Consider the following 18,565-nt stretch of genomic DNA (forward strand, 5'->3'; position numbering starts at 1 on the left):
ATGTTGGCCGCCTCCTTCTTGTCCGAACGGCGGGTCCTTTGCCAGCACCAACGCGTCACCCGATCAATCGTCCGGTCTTTTTCGTACCGCTCGCAATCCTGACCGCAGCGCTCGTGCTCAGCCTGTGGTTCGGCGCCGATTTCGTCGCGGCGGAAACGCGGGCAAACGACTGGATCTTGCGCGCGTTCGGGCCGGTGTTTGCGGGCGCGGGACTGGGCTTCATCCTTCTGCTCGTCATCGTCGCCTTTTCTCCGCTCGGAAAGACGGTCATCGGCGGCGCAGGGGCAAAGCCGCTGCTCGGCCGGTGGCGCTGGTTCGCCGTGATGCTCTGCACGACGATCGCCACGGGCATATTGTTCTGGGGCGCCGCCGAGCCCTTGTTCCACCTCAACGCCCCACCCCCGATGCTGGGCCTCGAGCCGGGCAGCGATGCCGCGGCAACGTTCGCGATGTCGACGATGTTCCTGCATTGGACGCTGACCCCATACGCAATCTACACTGTCGCCGCGCTCGCTTTCGCGCTCGTCTATTACAACCGCGGCGAACCTTTCAGCCTGTCGTCGCTGTTCGTTCCGCTCATCGGCCGGCGCGCGCATGGTCCGGTCGGAACCGCCATCGACATCATCTGCCTCTATGCGCTCGTTGCGGGTATGGCGGCATCGATGGGCGCAGGCATCCTGTCGCTGGCGGGAGGGATTGAAAATCTGGGGGGATTTGCGGGCGGCATGCCGCTGCGATGGGGAATCGCGGCGCTGATCGTCGCGAGCTTCCTGATTTCCGCAGCGACCGGTCTGCAAAAAGGCATTGCCGGCCTGTCCGTGCTCAATACCTGGCTGTTCTTTGCGATCATCGCCTTTGCGCTGCTCGCCGGCCCGACGTCGCAACTGTTCGGACTCTCGCTACGCGGTGGCGGCGAATATTTCAGCACCTTCGTGCCGCGCAACCTTGGCCTTGATGTCGACGGCGACTGGAGTCGGCAATGGACGATCTTCTATTGGGGCAACTGGTTCGCATGGGCGCCGGTGACCGCCTTGTTCCTCGGTCGTCTGGCGATCGGGTATAGCGTACGCGAGTTCATCCTGATGAACCTGGTCCTGCCCTCGCTTTTCGGCGCCCTGTGGATGATCGCGATTGCGGGGTCGGCGATCGTCATCGACCAGCAAAGCAGCGCCAGCCTCTATGCCGTGATCGCTGCAAAAGGTCCGGACTCGGTCCTGTTTCGTCTTTTCGATGCGCTCGGCGGAGGGCCTGCCGCGACCGGACTGATCCTCTTCACCATCTTCCTGTCCTATGTCGCGGGCGCCGACGCCAATGTCTCGGCAATGAGCGCGCTGTCTACGCGCGGCATCACGCCCGACGCGCCCGAGGCTCCCATGGCGGTGCAGAGCGTGTGGGGCGTTGCGGTCGGGCTGGTAGCGGTCGTGCTGGTCGCTGCATCGGGGATCGACGGCATCCGCATGATGTCGGTACTTGGCGGTTTCCCCGCGCTCTTCGTCATCATCGGCGCGGCCATATCGCTCGCAGTGATGATGGTACGGGGGCGACCCACGGCCGCCCCCGCCCTCTCCGACTGATTACCAGATGCGCGTGCGCGCTTCGGGCTTGATGTAATATTTGCTGTCGGGCGTCACGTTGAACGCCTTGTACCAGGCGTCGACGTTGCGCACCGGCCCGATGATCCGCCAACGCGCCGGGCTGTGCGGATCGCTTGCGACCTGCTGCTTGGTCGCATCATCGCGCGCCTTGTCGCGCCACGCCTGCGCGAACGCGAGGAAGAAACGCTGGTCGCCGGTCAACCCGTCGATCACCGGCGCTTCCTTGCCGTTCAGCGAACGGTGGTAGGCATCATAGGCGACCTCGAGCCCCGCGAGATCGGCGATATTCTCGCCCATCGTCAGGTCGGGGTTGATGAACGCACCCGGCGCCGCCTCATAGGTCGCATATTGCGCGCCAAAGCCCTTCGCCTGCTCCTCGAAGCGAGCGCCATCGGTGGCCGTCCACCAGTCACGCACTGCGCCATTGGCGTCGATCTTGCGTCCCTGATCGTCGAAGCCGTGCGTGATCTCGTGGCCGATGACGGCGCCGATCGCACCATAATTCACCGCATCATCGACGCTTTCGCTGAAATAGGGCGCCTGCAGGATACCGGCCGGGAACACGATCTTGTTCTCGAGCCCGCCATTATAAGCGTTCACCTCCTGCGGGTTCATCGACCATTTCTTGCGGTCGACCGGCTTGTTCAAGTCGGACAGCGAATAAGCATATTCGAACGCCGCGCTGCGCTTCACATTGCCGTAAAGGTCGGCAGGGTCGATCTTCAGCCCCGAATAGTCGCGCCATTTGTCGGGATAGCCGACCATGACGTCCATCTTTTCCAGCTTTGCCTGCGCCGCGGCCTTGGTTTCGGCGGCCATCCAGCTGTTGGTCCGGATGCGGTCGCCCATCGCAAGTTTCAGGTTCGCGACCAGCGTCTCCATCTTCGCCTTCGCGCTCGCCGGGAAATATTGCTTGGCATAGGTTTCGCCGACAAGTTCGCCGAGACTGCCGTCGACGAGCGTCAAGCCGCGCTTCCAGCGCGGGCGCAGTTCGCCGACACCGCTCAGCACCTTCGTATATTCGAAACGGCTGTCGACGAATGCCTTCGAGAGATAGGGCGCGGCGTTGTCCGCGACATGAAACTGCTGCCACAGCTTGATCGTGTCGAGCGGCGTCTTCGCATAGAGCGCTGCAATGTCGCGAATGGCCGTGTTCTCGTTGACGATGATTCGCTTTTGCGGTGCGATTCCCGCGCCCTCGAACCAGGCTTTCCAATCGAGCCCCGGCGCATAGGCGGCGAGCTCGTCGGACGACATCGGATTGTTGATCTTTCCGATATCGCGGCGATCGGCGATCGCCCAGCTGACCTTCGCAATCTCGGTCTCGAACGCCATGATCGCATCGGCCGCTTTGTCAGGCGCGGCGTTGCCGACCAGCTTCAGCGTGCGAGCGATATAGTTGCGATACGCGTCGCGCTGTGTCTTGAAGCTGTCGTTCAGATAATAGTCGCGTTCGGGCAGCCCGAGGCCGCCCTGCCCCAGCCAAAGCACGTTCGTCGTGGGATCATTGGTGTCGGCATAAGGCCCGCCGCCGACAATCGTCGCGCCGAAAGTGCCCTGCGTTGTCCCCATGAAGCGCGCCATCGCGCTCTTGTCCTTGATCGCCGCAACCGCGTTGACGTCGGCGACCACCGGCTTGGCGCCGAGGGCGTCGACGCGCGCTTCGTCGAGGAAGCTCTGGTAAAGTCCGCCCACCTGGCTCGTCGCCGGCGCGCCCGTCACAAGCTGCCGCAGCTGGCGCTGGGTCAGGTTATAGACGTCGTAGTCGACCCCTGCCGACGCTTGATCGGCGGGAATTTCGGTGCGCGCAAACCAGGCGCCATTGGCATATTTGTCGAAATCGTCGCCCGGCTTCACCGACGTGTCGCGCGCCCCGAGATCGACACCCCAGCTGCCGAAGGTCAGCGCTTTGAGCGATCCCTCGTCCTTGCCGCCCGCATCGTCGGCTGCAGCGGTCAGTTCCGCCGCCGGCGCCGCATCGCGCGCCATGGCAGGCGATGCCATCAATGCCGCCGCAATCGCGAGTCCGGCTGCTCCTGCGAATAAGCTCTTCATTTCCCCAGTCTCCTAATTCCCCGCGCCGCCGGGTCGAGGCGGCGTACATGGCCATGCTTGTCCGCCCGCGCGGCGGAAGGGTCAAGCGACGGGTCGGACGCTGGTCGAAGGCTTTGGGATGTTGGTGGAAAGACAGGCAGGTGAAAGCCGCGTTCGCCGTGGCGCGCGGAGAATCCTCACCTGCCTTCGCATCCGCTGTGGCTCAGGCGATGACGAATTCAGTCCGATTTCGGAATGACCGTCGGCTCGTCCTTATAGACGACAACCATGTGCCACTGCGTATCGTCATGCGAACCCCATACTTTGCTGGGTCCCTTTCCATCATAGACCTCCACGACATCGGCAGGGCCGATGGCGACACGATGCTGCCCATAATAGGCATCGACAGCCTCTTCCGCTCTGTCTCGCGAGTCGAAGATGAAGACCAAAATCCTGTCGTCGGCCATTTCAGTTCCCCTCAGAATGCATCGGCATCGGATATCATCGCCGCACGCTTCGCACCGTCGAGTTTGAAATGGGTCTTCCAAACATCGCGGCCGTCAAAATAGCGAATACAGTCGAGCTTGGTCGGACAGGCAGTGGACAGCTCGGTGCCGAGGCCGTGCTTATCCTCGAAACCCGTGACACTCTGCCTGAAGCTGTCGTCCGGGAGCGCGATCAAGCGACTGAGAAAGCTTTGCTTGAAGCTTTCATATTGCGTTTCGACGGCATCGATCTGGGCTCGTCGGGCTGCATCGGGCGGCGTATATTCTTCCCCGAAGAGCGTCACCGCTGCCGCCGCCATTTCGGGGGCAGACTCAGCGGATTCCCTTGCAGCCTCGCCCACTGCAACGACCGAAGCCCCTCCCGTCAGCGCCAGAATCTGCGCCGCCATACCGGTCGAGAAATATTGTGCCAGGCCGCCCTTTGCCGTGGCATTTGTCGCGCTGTTCCCACCCTCGAAATTGGCTCCGAAGCTCGCCAGAACCGAATAGGCGTCGACCGCGTCCCCGCGCCGCGCGGCAAACAGACAGGGATGGCTTTGCACCGACGCGCCCGACGGCGACACCTTGCAAGGAGACAGGAGATTTTGTTTCGAAGCGCTGGTCTTCAGATCGTCCGTATTGGCCAGCAGCGGCATCAACACCGCCTCTTGCCGATCATAGCCGACCACGACCGATGGAACCTGGCCTGGCGTCGTTCCCACCTTGATCCCGAACGACGTATTCGTCCCGAATACCATCATGTTGCTGTGGCGGGTTGCTTGTACGCAGCCGCTCGTAGCGATCAGGCATGCTATGGCTGCAAGCTGGCCGATTGGTCGACGACGCATAAGGATTGCCCCTTCAGTTTCGACAAGATGTCCTTCGTATGATTTGCCTGCCCGGGTGTCCGAATGACGATGAGCAACTGACATTGCGAGGGGTCGGCCATGATCCATCGCGCATCGCTCCAGCCAAGATAGGCCCCGCCGCCCGGCAATGTGTCCCAACCGATGCCCGCCCCCGCGCGCTCGATAGCAAACAGGCCTTCGGCCAGGACGGGGACGCGGACGCGAACGATGCCGACCGACGTGATGTCCGCCGTCTGGCCCGCCCCGACGTTGATGACGGTGCAGCCGGAAAGCAGCGCAACGCTCGAAGCAATGAGCGCTGCATGGCTGCTAATCATCCGGATGCGGATCGGCGGGGGCGTGCTCGCCATCATAAAAGGCTGCGACCTTAGCCCGCACGTCGCCGATGAACTCGTCCTTCCTCACATTGTGACCAGGGCAGTCATGCGTCGTCGCCGGATCCTCCTTGTGCAACCGGATGGTCGCAGGATCGAGCCCGAGCCGCCGACCGATACTGGCCACCGCCGCGACAGCATTGCGCCGTACCGCAAGCCCGCGGCCCGAATTGAAAGCTTCGATATCGTAATTGCCCAGCATCTCGACGCCGATCGAGACATTGTTCCAGCCCGGCGAATGGCGTCCGGTGGTGGTCAGCGGCGTGAACACCCAGATTTGCCGGTCGTCGACGAACAGATGCGGTCCGGCGCGCCAGCCCAGCCCTCTGTAATAGCCCTCAAGATTGCGGATATGCTGCATCGAGAAACCGTTCGGCCGCTGCGCGAGCGACGGAACGGCCGTGTTGTGCACGGTGATGAAGGACGGCCGCCATGCCGACCAGTTCAGCCCCTTGCAATACCGGTCGAATTCTTGCTGGTTGAACGCCAATCCAACAATCGGTTTCCAGTCTGGCATTTCCGTCTCCCCACCGACACATGCGATGAAGGGGTCAGGATATGGGCGGACGCTGTTGGACGGAAACACCAAGCTGATCCATTGTGGTCCCAAATCCGACACCCTATCTTCACGCCGCAACGGCCTCTTGCGCCGAAAGAACAAATCTGGAACATACCTCCCCCATGAGTCTCACCCACATCCCAGGTCAGCGTCGGCGGTCCGCATGCTGACCCACATCAAGGTGCGCGGTGCGCGCGAGCATAATCTGAAAGGGGTGGACGTCGATCTGCCGCGCGATGCGCTGATCGTCATCACCGGCCTGTCGGGCAGCGGCAAATCCTCGCTCGCCTTCGACACCATCTATGCCGAGGGGCAGCGGCGCTATGTCGAGAGCCTGTCCGCTTACGCGCGCCAGTTCCTCGAAATGATGCAAAAGCCCGATGTCGAGCATATCGACGGGCTGTCGCCGGCGATCAGCATCGAACAGAAGACGACAAGCCGCAATCCGCGCTCCACCGTCGCGACGGTGACCGAGATCTATGACTATATGCGCCTGCTGTGGGCACGCGTCGGCATTCCCTATTCGCCGACGACGGGCGAGCCGATTTCGGCGCAGACGGTTACCGACATGGTCGACCGCGTGATGGAATTGCCCGAAGGCACGCGCGCCTATCTGCTTGCCCCTGTCGTGCGCGGCCGCAAGGGCGAGTATAAGAAGGAACTCGCGCAGTGGCAGAAAGACGGGTTCACGCGTGTCCGCATCGACGGCGAATTCTACGAGATCGGCGAGGCGCCGACCCTCGACAAGAAATACAAGCATGACATCGAGGTTGTCGTCGATCGCATCGCCGTCCGCGAAGGACTCGGCACGCGGCTCGCCGACAGCTTCGAGACGGCGCTCAAGCTCGCCGAAGGGCTTGCCTATGTCGACCTTGCCGACGGCCCGGTCCCAGGCCGCGAGGACGAAGATACCGGCGGCGCGATGAAGGGCGCGGGCATTCCCGCGAACCGGCTGATCTTTTCGGAAAAATTCGCCTGCCCCGTCTCGGGCTTCACGATCGCCGAGATCGAACCGCGGCTGTTCAGCTTCAACGCACCGCAGGGTGCGTGCCCGGCGTGCGACGGCCTCGGCGAGCGGCAGGAGTTCGACCCCGATCTGGTCGTTCCCAACCATGCGCTGAGCCTGAAGAAGGGCGCGGTGGTGCCGTGGGCGAAATCGAACCCGCCCTCGCCTTATTATATGCAGGTGCTCGAAAGCTTGGGCAAAGCCTATGGCTTCGACCTGACGACGCCGTGGCAGGATCTGCCCGGCGAAGTGCAGCTCGTCATCCTGTACGGCAGCGGCGGCAAACCCGTCGAGCTGACCTTCAAGGACGGGCGCCGCAGCTATACCACGCACAAGGCGTTCGAGGGGGTCATCGGCAACCTCAACCGCCGCCTGCTCCAGACCGAAAGCGCATGGATGCGCGAGGAGCTCAGCAAATATCAGACGCCGCAACCGTGCGAGACGTGCCACGGCGCGCGCCTGCGCCCCGAACCGCTCGCGGTGAAGATCGCGGGCGAGGACATCAGCATGTCGGCGCAGCGGTCGGTCGCCGACGCGCTCGGCTGGTTCAGCACGCTCGACGAGAAATTGAACGATACGCAGCGTCAGATCGCCAAGGCGATCCTGAAAGAGATCAACGAGCGGCTGGGCTTTCTCAACAATGTCGGGCTCGACTATCTGAACCTGAACCGCACCAGCGGCACGCTCAGCGGCGGCGAGAGCCAGCGCATCCGCCTCGCCTCGCAGATCGGCAGCGGCCTGTCCGGCGTGCTCTACGTCCTCGACGAGCCGAGCATCGGGCTCCACCAGCGCGACAACGACCGGCTGCTCGCAACGCTCAAGCGCCTGCGCGATCTGGGCAACACGGTGATCGTCGTCGAGCATGACGAGGATGCGATCCGCCACGCCGATTATGTCGTCGACATGGGCCCCGGCGCGGGCCTGCACGGCGGCGAGATCGTCGCCGAGGGCACGCTCGATCAGGTGCTCGCGAACAAGAACAGCCTGACCGCGGCCTATCTGACCGGCGCGAAGCGGATCGAGGTGCCGAAGCATCGCCGCAAGGGGAATGGCTTTGACCTGGTGCTGAAAGGCGCGCGCGCGAACAATCTGCAGAATGTCACCGCGAAGATCCCGCTCGGCACCTTCACCTGCGTCACCGGTCTGTCGGGATCGGGCAAGTCGAGCCTGATCATCGACACGCTCTATGCCAGCGCAGCGCGCGTACTCAACGGCGCGCGGATGGTCGCGGGGCCGCACGACAGCCTGAAGGGGCTGGAGCATTGCGACAAGGTGATCGACATCGACCAGTCGCCGATCGGCCGCACCCCGCGCAGCAACCCCGCGACATATACCGGCGCCTTCACGATCATCCGCGACTGGTTCGCGGGCCTGCCCGAAAGCCAGGCGCGCGGTTACAAGCCGGGGCGCTTCAGCTTCAACGTCAAGGGCGGGCGGTGCGAGACCTGCACCGGCGACGGGCTGATCAAGATCGAGATGCACTTCCTGCCCGACGTCTATGTGACGTGCGAGACGTGCCACGGCAAACGCTACAACCGCGAAACGCTCGAGGTGAAGTTCAAGGGCCACAGCATCGCCGACGTGCTCGACATGACGGTCGAGGATGCGGCGGAGTTCTTCAAGGCGGTGCCGTCGATCCGCGAGAAGATGGCGATGCTCGTCCGTGTCGGGCTCGGCTATATCAAGGTCGGTCAGCAGGCGACGACGCTGTCGGGCGGCGAGGCGCAGCGCGTCAAGCTGGCCAAGGAATTGTCGCGGCGCTCGACCGGACAGACGCTCTATATCCTCGACGAGCCCACGACCGGGCTGCATTTCGAGGATGTCCGCAAATTGCTCGAAGTGCTGCAGGCCCTCGTCGACCAGGGCAACAGCGTGATCGTGATCGAGCATAATCTGGATGTCATCAAGACCGCCGACTATATCCTCGACCTGGGCCCCGAGGGCGGGGTCAAGGGCGGCGAGATCGTCGCGGCGGGCACGCCTGAACAGGTCGTGAAGGAAAAGCGCAGCTTTACCGGGCAGTATCTGGCGCCGTTGTTGGGGAAGTAGCGAAAGTCCGTTCTTCCTTCGTCGTCACCCCGCCCCCTTCGACAGGCTCAGGACAGGCTTGATCCGGGGTCGAACGCCTGTCGCGTCGATACTGGGCCCCGGATCAAGTCCGGGGATCACATGGCGTCAATGCCACACCGTCGACAGCGGATAGAGCGCGATCAGCCAGACGAGGCAGGCGCATACCGCACGGCGGTCCTTCACCGCGATCGCCAGCGCGGCGACGGGGAAAAAGGACCAGGTGACGATCGCGGTGCGCAAACTCCACGCCCAGGCATCGCCGACGAGCGCGACCGTCGCGGCGATCAGCACAACGTTGCAGAGCAGCACCCCGCCGAGCACCAGCCGGTACTGCTTGTCGAAATGCGCATTCATGTCGCCCCACGCTTCGGGATCGTCGGGGAAGACCAGCGACGCGGCGACGAAATAGATCGCGGTGACCACGAAGCCGCCGAACAGCACCGGCCAGCTCAGCGGCAGCAGGTCGCGCAGGCTCCAGCCATACATCCAGAAGGTCACGACGTCGCACGACACGAACAGGCCGAGCAGCGCGGTCGGCCAGCCGATGCGGACGCGGTGGCTCGCCTTCAGCGCCCGCGCCAGCCCGCCCAGCCCCTCGGCGAGCGCGAGGCCGAGGATCAGCCCGAACAGCGAAAAGATGAATTCGAACCCGCCCATATGCCCCGTATCGCTCCTCTTCGTCCTCGATCCGCCCCTATCGCAACGGCGCCGCCAATCAAGCCCGTCGCGCGCGGGCGCACCCGGCGCAAAGGCGCGCCGTGATGCCAAAGTTCAGCAAAGTTCAGCCTCAGGAGCCGATTTGCCGTTTCCCTGCCCGATGCGCGAGACAAGACGACCCAGCCGCCCCGAACAGCGAGGGGCACCCATATTTGTCCATGAATTGAAAGAGACGGATAGAGGCTGGCACAGCCGGATATTGTAGGAAAGCGCTTTTTCCGGCTCCGCTCTTGCTCCCTTCGTCACCCCGGGCTCGATCCGGGGTCCAGCTTTTCGCCGGTGCCGCGCGGGACCCCGGATCGAGTCCGGGGTGACGACAAAAGAAAGCACAGCAAAGGGCGCGAGCGCCACCCTATCCCATCAGCTTCGCGGTGACATCCTCGGCGGTGTAGATGCGGATCACCGGCGGCTGCGGCGAAAGGGCGCGCATTTCGGCGACGAAGGCGCCCGAAGCAGGCACCGCGAAATGGGTCCGCACCGAATCGATGCTCTCCCACTCCTCGACAAAGACGAGCCGCGCGGGATCCTCGTTATCGATATGGCAATTATGCGCGAGACATCCCGGCTCAGCGCGCGACCGCGCGCTATGCTCGGCACCGAGCGCAATCATGCGCTCGCGATGCTCGGGGGTGAGAATGACGTGGCCGGTGATGAGGATCATGCGGCCTGCTCCCTATAGCTCATGCGCTACGTTCCCTTCTCTTGCGCTCTCGCGCCGATTTGTGCGGCGAACTGCTGCGCAGTAGCGCATCAGGCATCAGAGAGATTCAGAATTTCGATAGCCTGCTATGCAAAATACGACAATCGACCATCCCATCGCATGACACTTATATGACACTCGCTGTCACATACGCGTCACACAAATCCATCAGAGGGCAGTCAGCGAGTCGCTGCAGGGGTGGCGGCTTGGTTTGGTAACGACCCCTCTACAGGATATTCCATGGCCCAGAAAATCGCTCTCGCCGTCGGCGCCGCCGTGTGCGCGCTGGCGCTTTCCGCCTGTCAGGACCAGGCTTCGTCGGGTGGTGCCGCGCGCGATTATATCAGCGCCGTCGGCTCCTCGACCGTCTATCCCTTTGCGACCGCAGTCGGCGAGAAGTTCGCCGAAGCGACCGGCAACAAGGTGCCGAAGATCGATTCGACCGGCACCGGCGGCGGCTTCGAGCGTTTCTGTGCCGGCGTCGGCGGTGACACCCCCGACATCGCCAACGCCTCGCGCCGCATCAAGAAGAAGGAATTCGACACCTGCGCCAAGAATGGCGTGAAGGACATCGTCGAAGTCCAGATCGGCATCGACGGCATCGCGCTGGGCGAATCGACGCGCGGCCCCGGCTTCGCGCTGTCGGAAGAGGATGTCTACAAGGCGCTCGCCGCGAACCCCTATGGCAAGCCCAACACGGCGAAAACCTGGAAGGACGTCAATCCGGCGCTTCCCGCAGTCGCGATCTCGGTCTTCGGTCCGCCGTCGACCAGCGGCACCTATGATGCGTTCAAGGAGCTGATCCTGGGCAAGGGCTGCGACGCCAATCCCGAGATGAAGGCGCTGAAAGATACCGACAAGGAAAAGCACGAAGCGACCTGCACCGCGCTGCGCGGCGCGCCCTTCTATGTCGAGCAGGGCGAGAACGACAATCTGATCATCTCGAAGCTCGACAAGAACCCGACCAGCCTCGGCATCTTTGGTTACAGCTATCTTGAAGCCAACAAGGACAAGATCAAGGCGGTGCCCGTCCAGGGCGTGTCGCCGACCTATGACACGATCGCCAACGGCAGCTATCCCGGCTGGCGCCCGCTGTATATCTACGTCAAGAAATCGCATGTCGGCGTGATCCCCGGCCTGGCCGAATATGTCGCCGAATTCCTGAAGGGTTCGGCCGAGGGCGGCTATCTGGCGCCCAAGGGCCTGATCGTTTCGTCGAAGAAGATCGCCGACGAAGCCGCGGCGAATGCCAAGGGCATGACCGTGCTCGACGGTTCGGTTCTGAAGTAAATACTCGCTCAACATTTCCGGTGTTCCCCCGCGAAGGCGGGGGGCCATCACCTACCCTCGCCCTCCTCGGCAACCTGTCGCGAAACGCGATAGCGCAGCAGATGGGCCCCCGCCTTCGCGGGGGAACGGGCCCGGATCGGGGATGAGCCCAATGACGAGGACGATGTGACCTTCAACGCCGCCGCCTTATTGCTGCTCATCGGAGGCTTTGCGCTGATCGGCTGGCTTGCCGGCCGCGCGCGATCGTCGTTGCTGTCGGTGCGCAGCGGGACCAAGCTGCATTCGCGGCCGCAATATCATGGATGGTATGTCGCGCTGTGGCTGTTTGTGCCCGCGGCGATGTTCCTCGCGGTCTGGGCCGCGGTGTCGCCCGCGCTGATCACCAACAGCGTGCTCGCGAGCGACGCGGCGCAGAGCCTGCCCGCCTTCGGTTTCGAACGCGGCGCGATCCTGTCCGATGCGCGCAACGTGGCCGAGGGATACCAGAGCGCGGTGCGCATCCCCGCCGCGGCGGCGCTGGTCAAACCCTATGCCGATGCGACGCACAGCCATGCCTGGATCGGAATCGCCGCAATGCTGGCGCTCGCGCTCGCGGGCGGGCTGTATGCCTTCACGCGGATCAGGCCCGATTTCCGCGCGCGGACGCGGGTCGAAAAGATCGTGATGCTGCTGCTGATCGTCGCGTCGCTCGTCGCGATCCTGACGACATTCGGCATCGTGCTGTCGCTCCTGTTCGAATCGATCCGCTTTTTCCGCCTCGTCTCGCCCGCCGAATTGCTGTTCGGGACCAATTGGGCGCCGACCAGCGGCGCGCCGGTCGACGACACGTTCGGCGGCATTCCGCTGTTCTGGGGCACGGTGCTGATCGGCGCGATCATCGCGATGATCGTCGCGATCCCGATCGGGATGATGACCGCAGTGTATCTGACGCAATATGCCGCGCCGCGCGTGCGCCGCTGGGTCAAGCCCTTGCTCGAGATTCTCGCGGGGGTGCCCACCGTCGTTTACGGCTATTTCGCTGCGCTGACCGTCGCGCCGGCGCTGCGCGAATTTGCGGTGATGCTGGGCATCCCGAACGCGTCGACCGAAAGCGCGCTCGCCGCGGGTATCGTGATGGGCGTGATGATCATCCCGTTCGTCTCTTCGATGGCCGACGACAGCATCAATGCGGTGCCGCAGGCGATGCGCGACGGATCGCTGGCCTTGGGCGCGACGCCGAACGAGACGATCCGCCAGGTGCTGATCCCTGCCGCATTGCCCGGCGTGATGGGCGGCATATTGCTCGCCGTCAGCCGCGCGATCGGCGAGACGATGATCGTGGTGATGGCGGCGGGCCTGTCCGCCAACCTGACCGCCAATCCCTTCGCCAGCGTTACCACGGTGACCGCGCAGATCGTCAAGTTGCTGACCGGCGACCAGGAATTCGACAGCGCCAAGACGCTTGCCGCCTTCGCGCTCGGGCTCGTGCTGTTCATCGTGACGTTGCTGCTCAACATCGTCGCGCTGCGCATCGTCAAAAAGTATCGCGAAGCTTATGAATAGGGAAACCGCCCCCACCGACTGGAAAGGCGCCGCGATGCAAAAGCGCATCGCCGGACGCTATGCCGCCGAGCGCCGGTTCAAGCTGATCGGGCTGGGCGCAGTGTTGCTGTCGGGCGCGTTCCTTGCCTTCCTGCTGTTCGTGATGGTCGGCAACGGCCTGCGCGGCTTTACCTATACCAATGTCGAGGTGCCGGTCGATTTCCAGGCGATGCCGCTGACCGTCGATGCCGCGCGGCTCGGCGATGCCGACGCCGACCAGGCGATCGCGAACGCCGGGCTGGCCGACATCGTGAGCTTTGCCGCCGACGAAGCGCTCGGAACCGACGGATCGAAGATGATCTCGGAAAATGCGTGGAAGGAAGTGCGAACCGCGATCAAGGCGGACCCGGCGCTGCTGAAGGGCAAGTCGACCTTTCACCTCCCCACCTCGTCCGAAGTCGATATCGCCGCCAAGGAAGGCGCGAAAGGCGCGATGGGAGCGAAAGTCGCAGCGCTGGAGAAGGACGGCAAGCTGTCGACCGGAATCCACTGGCCGTTCTTCAGGAACGCCGATGCGACCGATCCCGCGGTCGCAGGCATTTGGGGCGCGCTCAAGGGGTCGGTGCTGACGATCTTCATCGCCTTCCTGATCGCGTTTCCGACCGGGGTTCTGGCTGCGCTGAACCTTGAGGAATATGCGCCGAAGAACCGCTGGACCGACCTCATCGAAGTGTCGATCAACAATCTGGCCGCGGTGCCCTCGATCATCTTTGGCCTGCTCGCGCTCGCGGTGTTCATCAACTGGTTCGGCCTCTGTCAGGCCAGCGCGCTCGTCGGCGGACTGACGCTCGCGCTGATGACGATGCCGGTGATCGTGATCGCCAGCCGCAACGCGATCAAATCGGTGCCGCCGTCGATCCGCGACGCGGCGCTGGGCGTCGGCGCGAGTCCGGTGCAGGTCGTGTTCCACCATGTGCTGCCGCTCGCGCTGCCCGGCATCCTGACCGGCACCATCATCGGCATGGCGCGTGCGCTGGGCGAGACCGCGCCGCTGCTGCTGATCGGGATGCGCGCCTTCATCGGCGATGTGCCGAGCGGCGTCTGCTCGCCGGCGACGGTGCTGCCGATGCAGATCTTCCTCTGGTCGGACGAAGTCGACCGGGGCTTTGTCGAGAAAACCTCCGCCGCGATCATCGTGCTGCTTATCGTGCTGCTGTCGATGAACGCTCTCGCGATCTATCTTCGCAACAAGTTCGAAAAACGCTGGTGATCATGACCCCCCAGACCACGACAAACGACGATCTCACAATCGCCGACCCCAAGATGAAGGCGCACGGCGTCAACGTCTTCTATGGCGAGAAACAGGCGATCAACGACGTCTCGATCGACGTCGGCACCGACCTGGTCACCGCCTTCATCGGCCCGTCGGGCTGCGGCAAGTCGACCTTCCTCCGTTCGCTCAACCGCATGAACGACACCGTCGCGAGCGCCAAGGTGACCGGGCGGATCGAGCTGGACGGCGAGGATATCTATGCGCCGTCGATGGACGTCGTCCAGCTGCGCGCGCGCGTCGGCATGGTGTTCCAGAAACCGAACCCCTTTCCCAAGTCGATCTATGACAATGTCGGCTATGGCCCGCGCATCCACGGCCTCGCGCCGTCGAAGGCCGACCTCGACGTCGTCGTCGAGCGCGCGCTGGTGCGCGCGGGCCTGTGGGACGAAGTCAAGGATCGCCTCCAGGAAAGCGGCACCGCGCTGTCGGGCGGCCAGCAGCAGCGGCTGTGCATCGCGCGCGCGATCGCGGTCGACCCCGAAGTGATCCTGATGGACGAACCCTGTTCGGCGCTCGACCCGATCGCGACGGCGAAGATCGAGGAGCTGATCCACGAACTGCGCGGCAAATATGCTATCGTGATCGTCACGCACAATATGCAGCAGGCGGCCCGCGTGTCGCAGCGCACCGCCTTTTTCCACCTCGGAACGCTGGTAGAGTACGGCAAGACGACCGACATCTTCACCAACCCGAAGCAGGAACGCACCAAGGATTATATCACCGGCCGCTACGGTTGAGAGATAATGAAATGCCTTGCGCCCTCCCCCTTCGTCATACTGAACTTGTTTCAGTATCCATGGCCTGCGCTGTCGTTCAGCGCAGTGTCGACGGAGAGGGCGGATCATGGATGCTGAAACAAGTTCAGCATGATGAGGAAAACAAGGGTTGGTCGCCGGATTTGAAAGCGGCCTCCAAGATAGGACAAGAACGATGGCAGTAGTCAACGATCACACCGTCAAGGCTTTCGACGAAGACCTCAACCGCCTCCGCGGGTTGATCAGCGAAATGGGTGGCCGCGCCGAACAGGCGCTGCTCCAGGCGATGAGCGCGCTCAACAATGGCGACCTCGAACTCGCGGCGCAGGTCGTGCGTGACGACAAGAAGATCGACGCGCTGGAAGCCGAAGTCGAACAGCTCACCGTCCAGACCATCGCGCTGCGCGCGCCGATGGCCGACGACCTGCGCGAAATGATCGCGGCGCTCAAGATCGTCTCGGTCGTCGAGCGCATCGGCGATTATGCCAAGAATATCGCCAAGCGCGTCGCATCGATGGACCAGACGCGGCAGATCGAGGCGATCCCGGTGCTGATGTCGATGTCGGCGAACGTCGCCGAGCTGATACACGACGCACTCGACAGCTTCGCCGCGCGCGACGCCGAACTCGCCGTTCGCGTCACGGTCCGCGACAAGAATGTCGACGATTTCTATAACAGCATCTTCCGCACCCTCGTGACCTTCATGATGGAAAATCCGAAGCATATCACCGAGAGCGCGCACCTGCTGTTCGTGGCCAAGAACCTCGAACGCATGGGCGACCATGCGACGAACATCGCCGAGATGGTCTATTATGTCGTCACCGGCGACCATATGGAGGAACGCGAGCGCGGCGAGACGCCCGAAAGCAGCGCCTCGGCCGGGCAGGAGCAAGGCTGATGCCCCAGCCCGACCTGCTGCTGATCGAGGATGACGAGGCGATCGCCGAGCTCATCGTATGGCATTTCGCGCGCGAAGGCTTTTCGGTCCGCCAGACCCCCGATGGCGAGCACGCGCTTGTCCTGGTCGAGGAGCGCGTTCCCGACATCGTCCTGCTCGACTGGATGATCGAAAGCCTGCCGGGAATCGAGGTTTGCCGGCGTCTGCGCCGCAACCCGAAATCGGCGAACGTGCCGATCATCATGCTCACCGCGCGCGGCGAGGAAGAGGACCGTATTCGCGGCCTCGAAACCGGCGCCGACGATTATGTGACCAAGCCGTTCAGCCCGCGCGAACTCGTCGCGCGCGTCTCGGCGGTGTTGCGCCGCCTGCGCCCCGCGCTCGCGGGCGAACTGCTCGCCTATGCCGACATCGAGCTCGATTCGGTCGCGCACAAGGTCGTGCGCGGCGGCCAGATCGTCGCGATGGGGCCCACCGAGTTTCGCCTGCTGCGCCATTTCATGGAACATCCGGGCCGCGTCTTTTCGCGCGGGCAGTTGCTCGACAGCGTCTGGGGCCAGGACAGCGACATCGAGCTGCGCACGGTCGACGTTCACATCCGCCGCTTGCGCAAAGCGATCAACCTGCCGGGCACCGCGGACATCATCCGCACGGTGCGCTCGGCAGGCTATGCGCTGGATTCGGGTAAGGGTTGAGAGCCGACTGGCGGTTCGGAGCGGACCTTGCCTTCATCGTCATCCCGGACTTGATCCGGGATCCATCACCACGCCGTCGTCGTGGATCCCGGATCAAGTCCGGGATGACGACGGGGGCGTCGGGATGGCGACGGGGGGCGGACGGATGACCGTCCCTACCCTCAAGGCAGCCTTCGATGCGATGCAATCGCGTCGCTTAGAAGTCGAGCTGCGTCCGGAGGCCGAAGGCATCGGCCGAATAGTCGCGGTCGCCGTTCGCGGCGCCGATCGCGGCATTGTCGAACATCAACCGGCCGTAGTTCGCGGTGACGCGGACATAGGAAATCGGCGCCCAGACGACCGATACGCCGATCGTCTTCTGCTTGCCGCCGACGATCCCGGCGTCGTTGAGGTCGAGATAGTCGTACCGGGCGTTGACCTCGATCGCGCCGGGCCCGCCGGCATTGATCGGACGCGACGGCGCCAGGCGGTCGAACGCACCGTCCTTGTACACGCGGGCATCGCCGCGCGTCAGCACATAGCCCACCTCGGCATAGCCGCCGAAGAAGGTGGGATCGGCGAAGCCCGGGCGCCGCGCGGTCTGCCAGAAACCTTCGCTCGCGACGTGGAAGGGCCCGACCATCGCCGCGCCTTCGAGTCCCAGACCGCGCTCGCTCGATGCATTGAACGCGCCGGTATCGACGATACGGGTATTCGTGGTGTGGACGAACGGCCGCGGCGAATAGCGGACACCGGCGGGCGCCTGGTTGAGGTTGCGCCAATGGCCGGATCCGCCGAGATGCAATTGCGCGTCGCCGAATTTGGGCATCCAGACCGCGCGCGCGTCGAGGCTGACGCTGTTGTTCGAATCGCTGAGCAGGTCGTTGGCATTGTCGCCGAACACGCCGCCCTGCACGAGCAGCGCCTTGCCCTTGTACTGGGCCGACATGCCGACCCGGCGCTCGAAGCCGAAGGCCTGGGCGAAGGCTGCGCGCTCGAGCATGCTGGTGAACAGATCGCTGGTCAGTTCTTCAAGCGACCAGAAGGGCTTGTGCTGACCAACGGTAACCGACAGCGGCCCCGTGCCATAGGTCATGTAGACATCGGTCAGTTCGACCGAGCTGTTCGCGACGTCCATTTCGGCGCGATAGCCGAAGCCGCCGGGAATCTTGCCTTCGAAGCCCAGGAAAACGCGGCGGAATTCGGTGCCGACACCGCCGTGCGAGCCCGTCACGCCAGCGGGCGCGTTGATGCTCGTGAGATCCATCTGCATCCGGCCGCGCGGCTTGAAGCTCCAGCCGTCGGCGGTCTTGAATTCGGGGGCTCCCTTCCACGCGATGTCGGTCGCGGGCTTCGCCGTGACCGAAGGCGCGGGAGCGGGAATCGCCGCCACGGTCGGAGCGGGCGCCGCTCCGGGCTGCCCCGTCGCCGCGTCGAGGCGCGCTTCGAGCGTATTCACCTGCGCCTTCAGGGCCGCGAGTTCGGCGCGCAGTGCCGCCGCTTCGTCGGCGCTCATAGCCTGTGCATGCGCGGCCGCGGGCAGGCAGAGCATGGTGGTTGCCAGCAGGGCGGCGGATAGAGTGTGGCGCATGGGTGGATCGGCTCCGTTGCGTAAGGTGGCGTTGGCGGTGCTGCTATGACGAATTTGTGACAATTGCACGTCATGCGGATGACATTTTTATTTC

15 protein-coding genes are annotated in these 18,565 nt (G+C 63.7%); 8 read left to right on the forward strand and 7 right to left on the reverse strand.

The window, feature by feature from the left end; genetic code table 11:
• The first annotated feature begins 38 nt into the window (after positions 1 to 38).
• A complete protein-coding gene (locus ACO055_RS04280; protein ID WP_422061368.1) occupies positions 39 to 1,574 on the forward strand; it encodes a BCCT family transporter in 1,536 nt (511 codons plus the stop codon).
• Here ACO055_RS04280 and ACO055_RS04285 read toward each other — a convergent pair whose 3' ends face one another.
• The 4 genes from ACO055_RS04285 to ACO055_RS04300 all read right to left on the reverse strand — a co-directional run bounded on the left by ACO055_RS04285 (position 1,575) and on the right by ACO055_RS04300 (position 5,874).
• A complete protein-coding gene (locus tag ACO055_RS04285) occupies positions 1,575 to 3,650 on the reverse strand; it encodes a M13 family metallopeptidase (protein WP_422061369.1) in 2,076 nt (691 codons plus the stop codon).
• A gap of 218 nt (positions 3,651 to 3,868) precedes the next feature.
• Positions 3,869 to 4,096, reverse strand: coding sequence for a hypothetical protein (locus ACO055_RS04290; protein ID WP_422061370.1), 228 nt, complete (start codon positions 4,094 to 4,096; stop codon positions 3,869 to 3,871).
• Positions 4,097 to 4,107: 11 nt separating this feature from the next.
• Positions 4,108 to 5,046, reverse strand: a complete 939-nt coding sequence (locus tag ACO055_RS04295) for a hypothetical protein (protein ID WP_422061371.1) — start codon at positions 5,044 to 5,046, stop codon at positions 4,108 to 4,110.
• Positions 5,047 to 5,292: 246 nt separating this feature from the next.
• Complete coding sequence (locus tag ACO055_RS04300; protein ID WP_422061372.1) at positions 5,293 to 5,874, reverse strand: N-acetylmuramoyl-L-alanine amidase; 582 nt, start codon at positions 5,872 to 5,874, stop codon at positions 5,293 to 5,295.
• A 205-nt stretch (positions 5,875 to 6,079) separates the two neighbouring features.
• On the opposite strand from ACO055_RS04300, the gene uvrA reads away from it, so the two are divergent.
• Positions 6,080 to 8,971 (forward strand): excinuclease ABC subunit UvrA, encoded by a 2,892-nt coding sequence (uvrA, locus tag ACO055_RS04305; RefSeq protein WP_422061373.1) that lies wholly within the window; start codon positions 6,080 to 6,082, stop codon positions 8,969 to 8,971.
• A gap of 126 nt (positions 8,972 to 9,097) precedes the next feature.
• Here uvrA and ACO055_RS04310 read toward each other — a convergent pair whose 3' ends face one another.
• Both ACO055_RS04310 and ACO055_RS04315 read right to left on the reverse strand, forming a co-directional pair.
• Positions 9,098 to 9,649, reverse strand: coding sequence for a hypothetical protein (locus ACO055_RS04310; RefSeq protein WP_422061374.1), 552 nt, complete (start codon positions 9,647 to 9,649; stop codon positions 9,098 to 9,100).
• Positions 9,650 to 10,061: 412 nt separating this feature from the next.
• Complete coding sequence (locus tag ACO055_RS04315; protein WP_422061375.1) at positions 10,062 to 10,370, reverse strand: putative quinol monooxygenase; 309 nt, start codon at positions 10,368 to 10,370, stop codon at positions 10,062 to 10,064.
• Between the two features lie 279 nt (positions 10,371 to 10,649).
• Here ACO055_RS04315 and ACO055_RS04320 point away from each other — a divergent pair, with 279 nt between their 5' ends.
• The 6 genes from ACO055_RS04320 to phoB all read left to right on the forward strand — a co-directional run bounded on the left by ACO055_RS04320 (position 10,650) and on the right by phoB (position 16,901).
• Positions 10,650 to 11,699, forward strand: coding sequence for a substrate-binding domain-containing protein (locus ACO055_RS04320; protein WP_422061376.1), 1,050 nt, complete (start codon positions 10,650 to 10,652; stop codon positions 11,697 to 11,699).
• A 165-nt stretch (positions 11,700 to 11,864) separates the two neighbouring features.
• Positions 11,865 to 13,241 carry a phosphate ABC transporter permease subunit PstC gene (gene pstC / locus ACO055_RS04325; protein ID WP_422061377.1) on the forward strand — a complete coding sequence of 459 codons (1,377 nt, stop codon included), beginning with the start codon at positions 11,865 to 11,867 and terminating at the stop codon, positions 13,239 to 13,241.
• On the forward strand, positions 13,234 to 14,490 hold the full coding sequence (gene pstA / locus ACO055_RS04330; protein ID WP_422061378.1) for a phosphate ABC transporter permease PstA: 1,257 nt from the start codon (positions 13,234 to 13,236) through the stop codon (positions 14,488 to 14,490). Before pstC ends, pstA begins: the two co-directional genes overlap by 8 nt.
• 2 nt (positions 14,491 to 14,492) lie before the next feature.
• The gene (gene pstB, locus ACO055_RS04335; protein ID WP_422061379.1) at positions 14,493 to 15,290 is read left to right on the forward strand and encodes a phosphate ABC transporter ATP-binding protein PstB; all 798 of its coding nucleotides are present in this window, start codon (positions 14,493 to 14,495) and stop codon (positions 15,288 to 15,290) included.
• A 193-nt stretch (positions 15,291 to 15,483) separates the two neighbouring features.
• On the forward strand, positions 15,484 to 16,206 hold the full coding sequence (gene phoU, locus ACO055_RS04340) for a phosphate signaling complex protein PhoU (protein ID WP_422061380.1): 723 nt from the start codon (positions 15,484 to 15,486) through the stop codon (positions 16,204 to 16,206).
• Positions 16,206 to 16,901 carry a phosphate regulon transcriptional regulator PhoB gene (phoB, locus tag ACO055_RS04345; protein ID WP_422061381.1) on the forward strand — a complete coding sequence of 232 codons (696 nt, stop codon included), beginning with the start codon at positions 16,206 to 16,208 and terminating at the stop codon, positions 16,899 to 16,901. Before phoU ends, phoB begins: the two co-directional genes overlap by 1 nt.
• A gap of 196 nt (positions 16,902 to 17,097) precedes the next feature.
• Here phoB and ACO055_RS04350 read toward each other — a convergent pair whose 3' ends face one another.
• A complete protein-coding gene (locus ACO055_RS04350) occupies positions 17,098 to 18,396 on the reverse strand; it encodes an OprO/OprP family phosphate-selective porin (protein WP_422061382.1) in 1,299 nt (432 codons plus the stop codon).
• Positions 18,397 to 18,565: the final 169 nt, after the last annotated feature.

It is taken from the genome of Sphingopyxis sp. (genome assembly GCF_965227415.1).
Classification (GTDB): domain Bacteria; phylum Pseudomonadota; class Alphaproteobacteria; order Sphingomonadales; family Sphingomonadaceae; genus Sphingopyxis.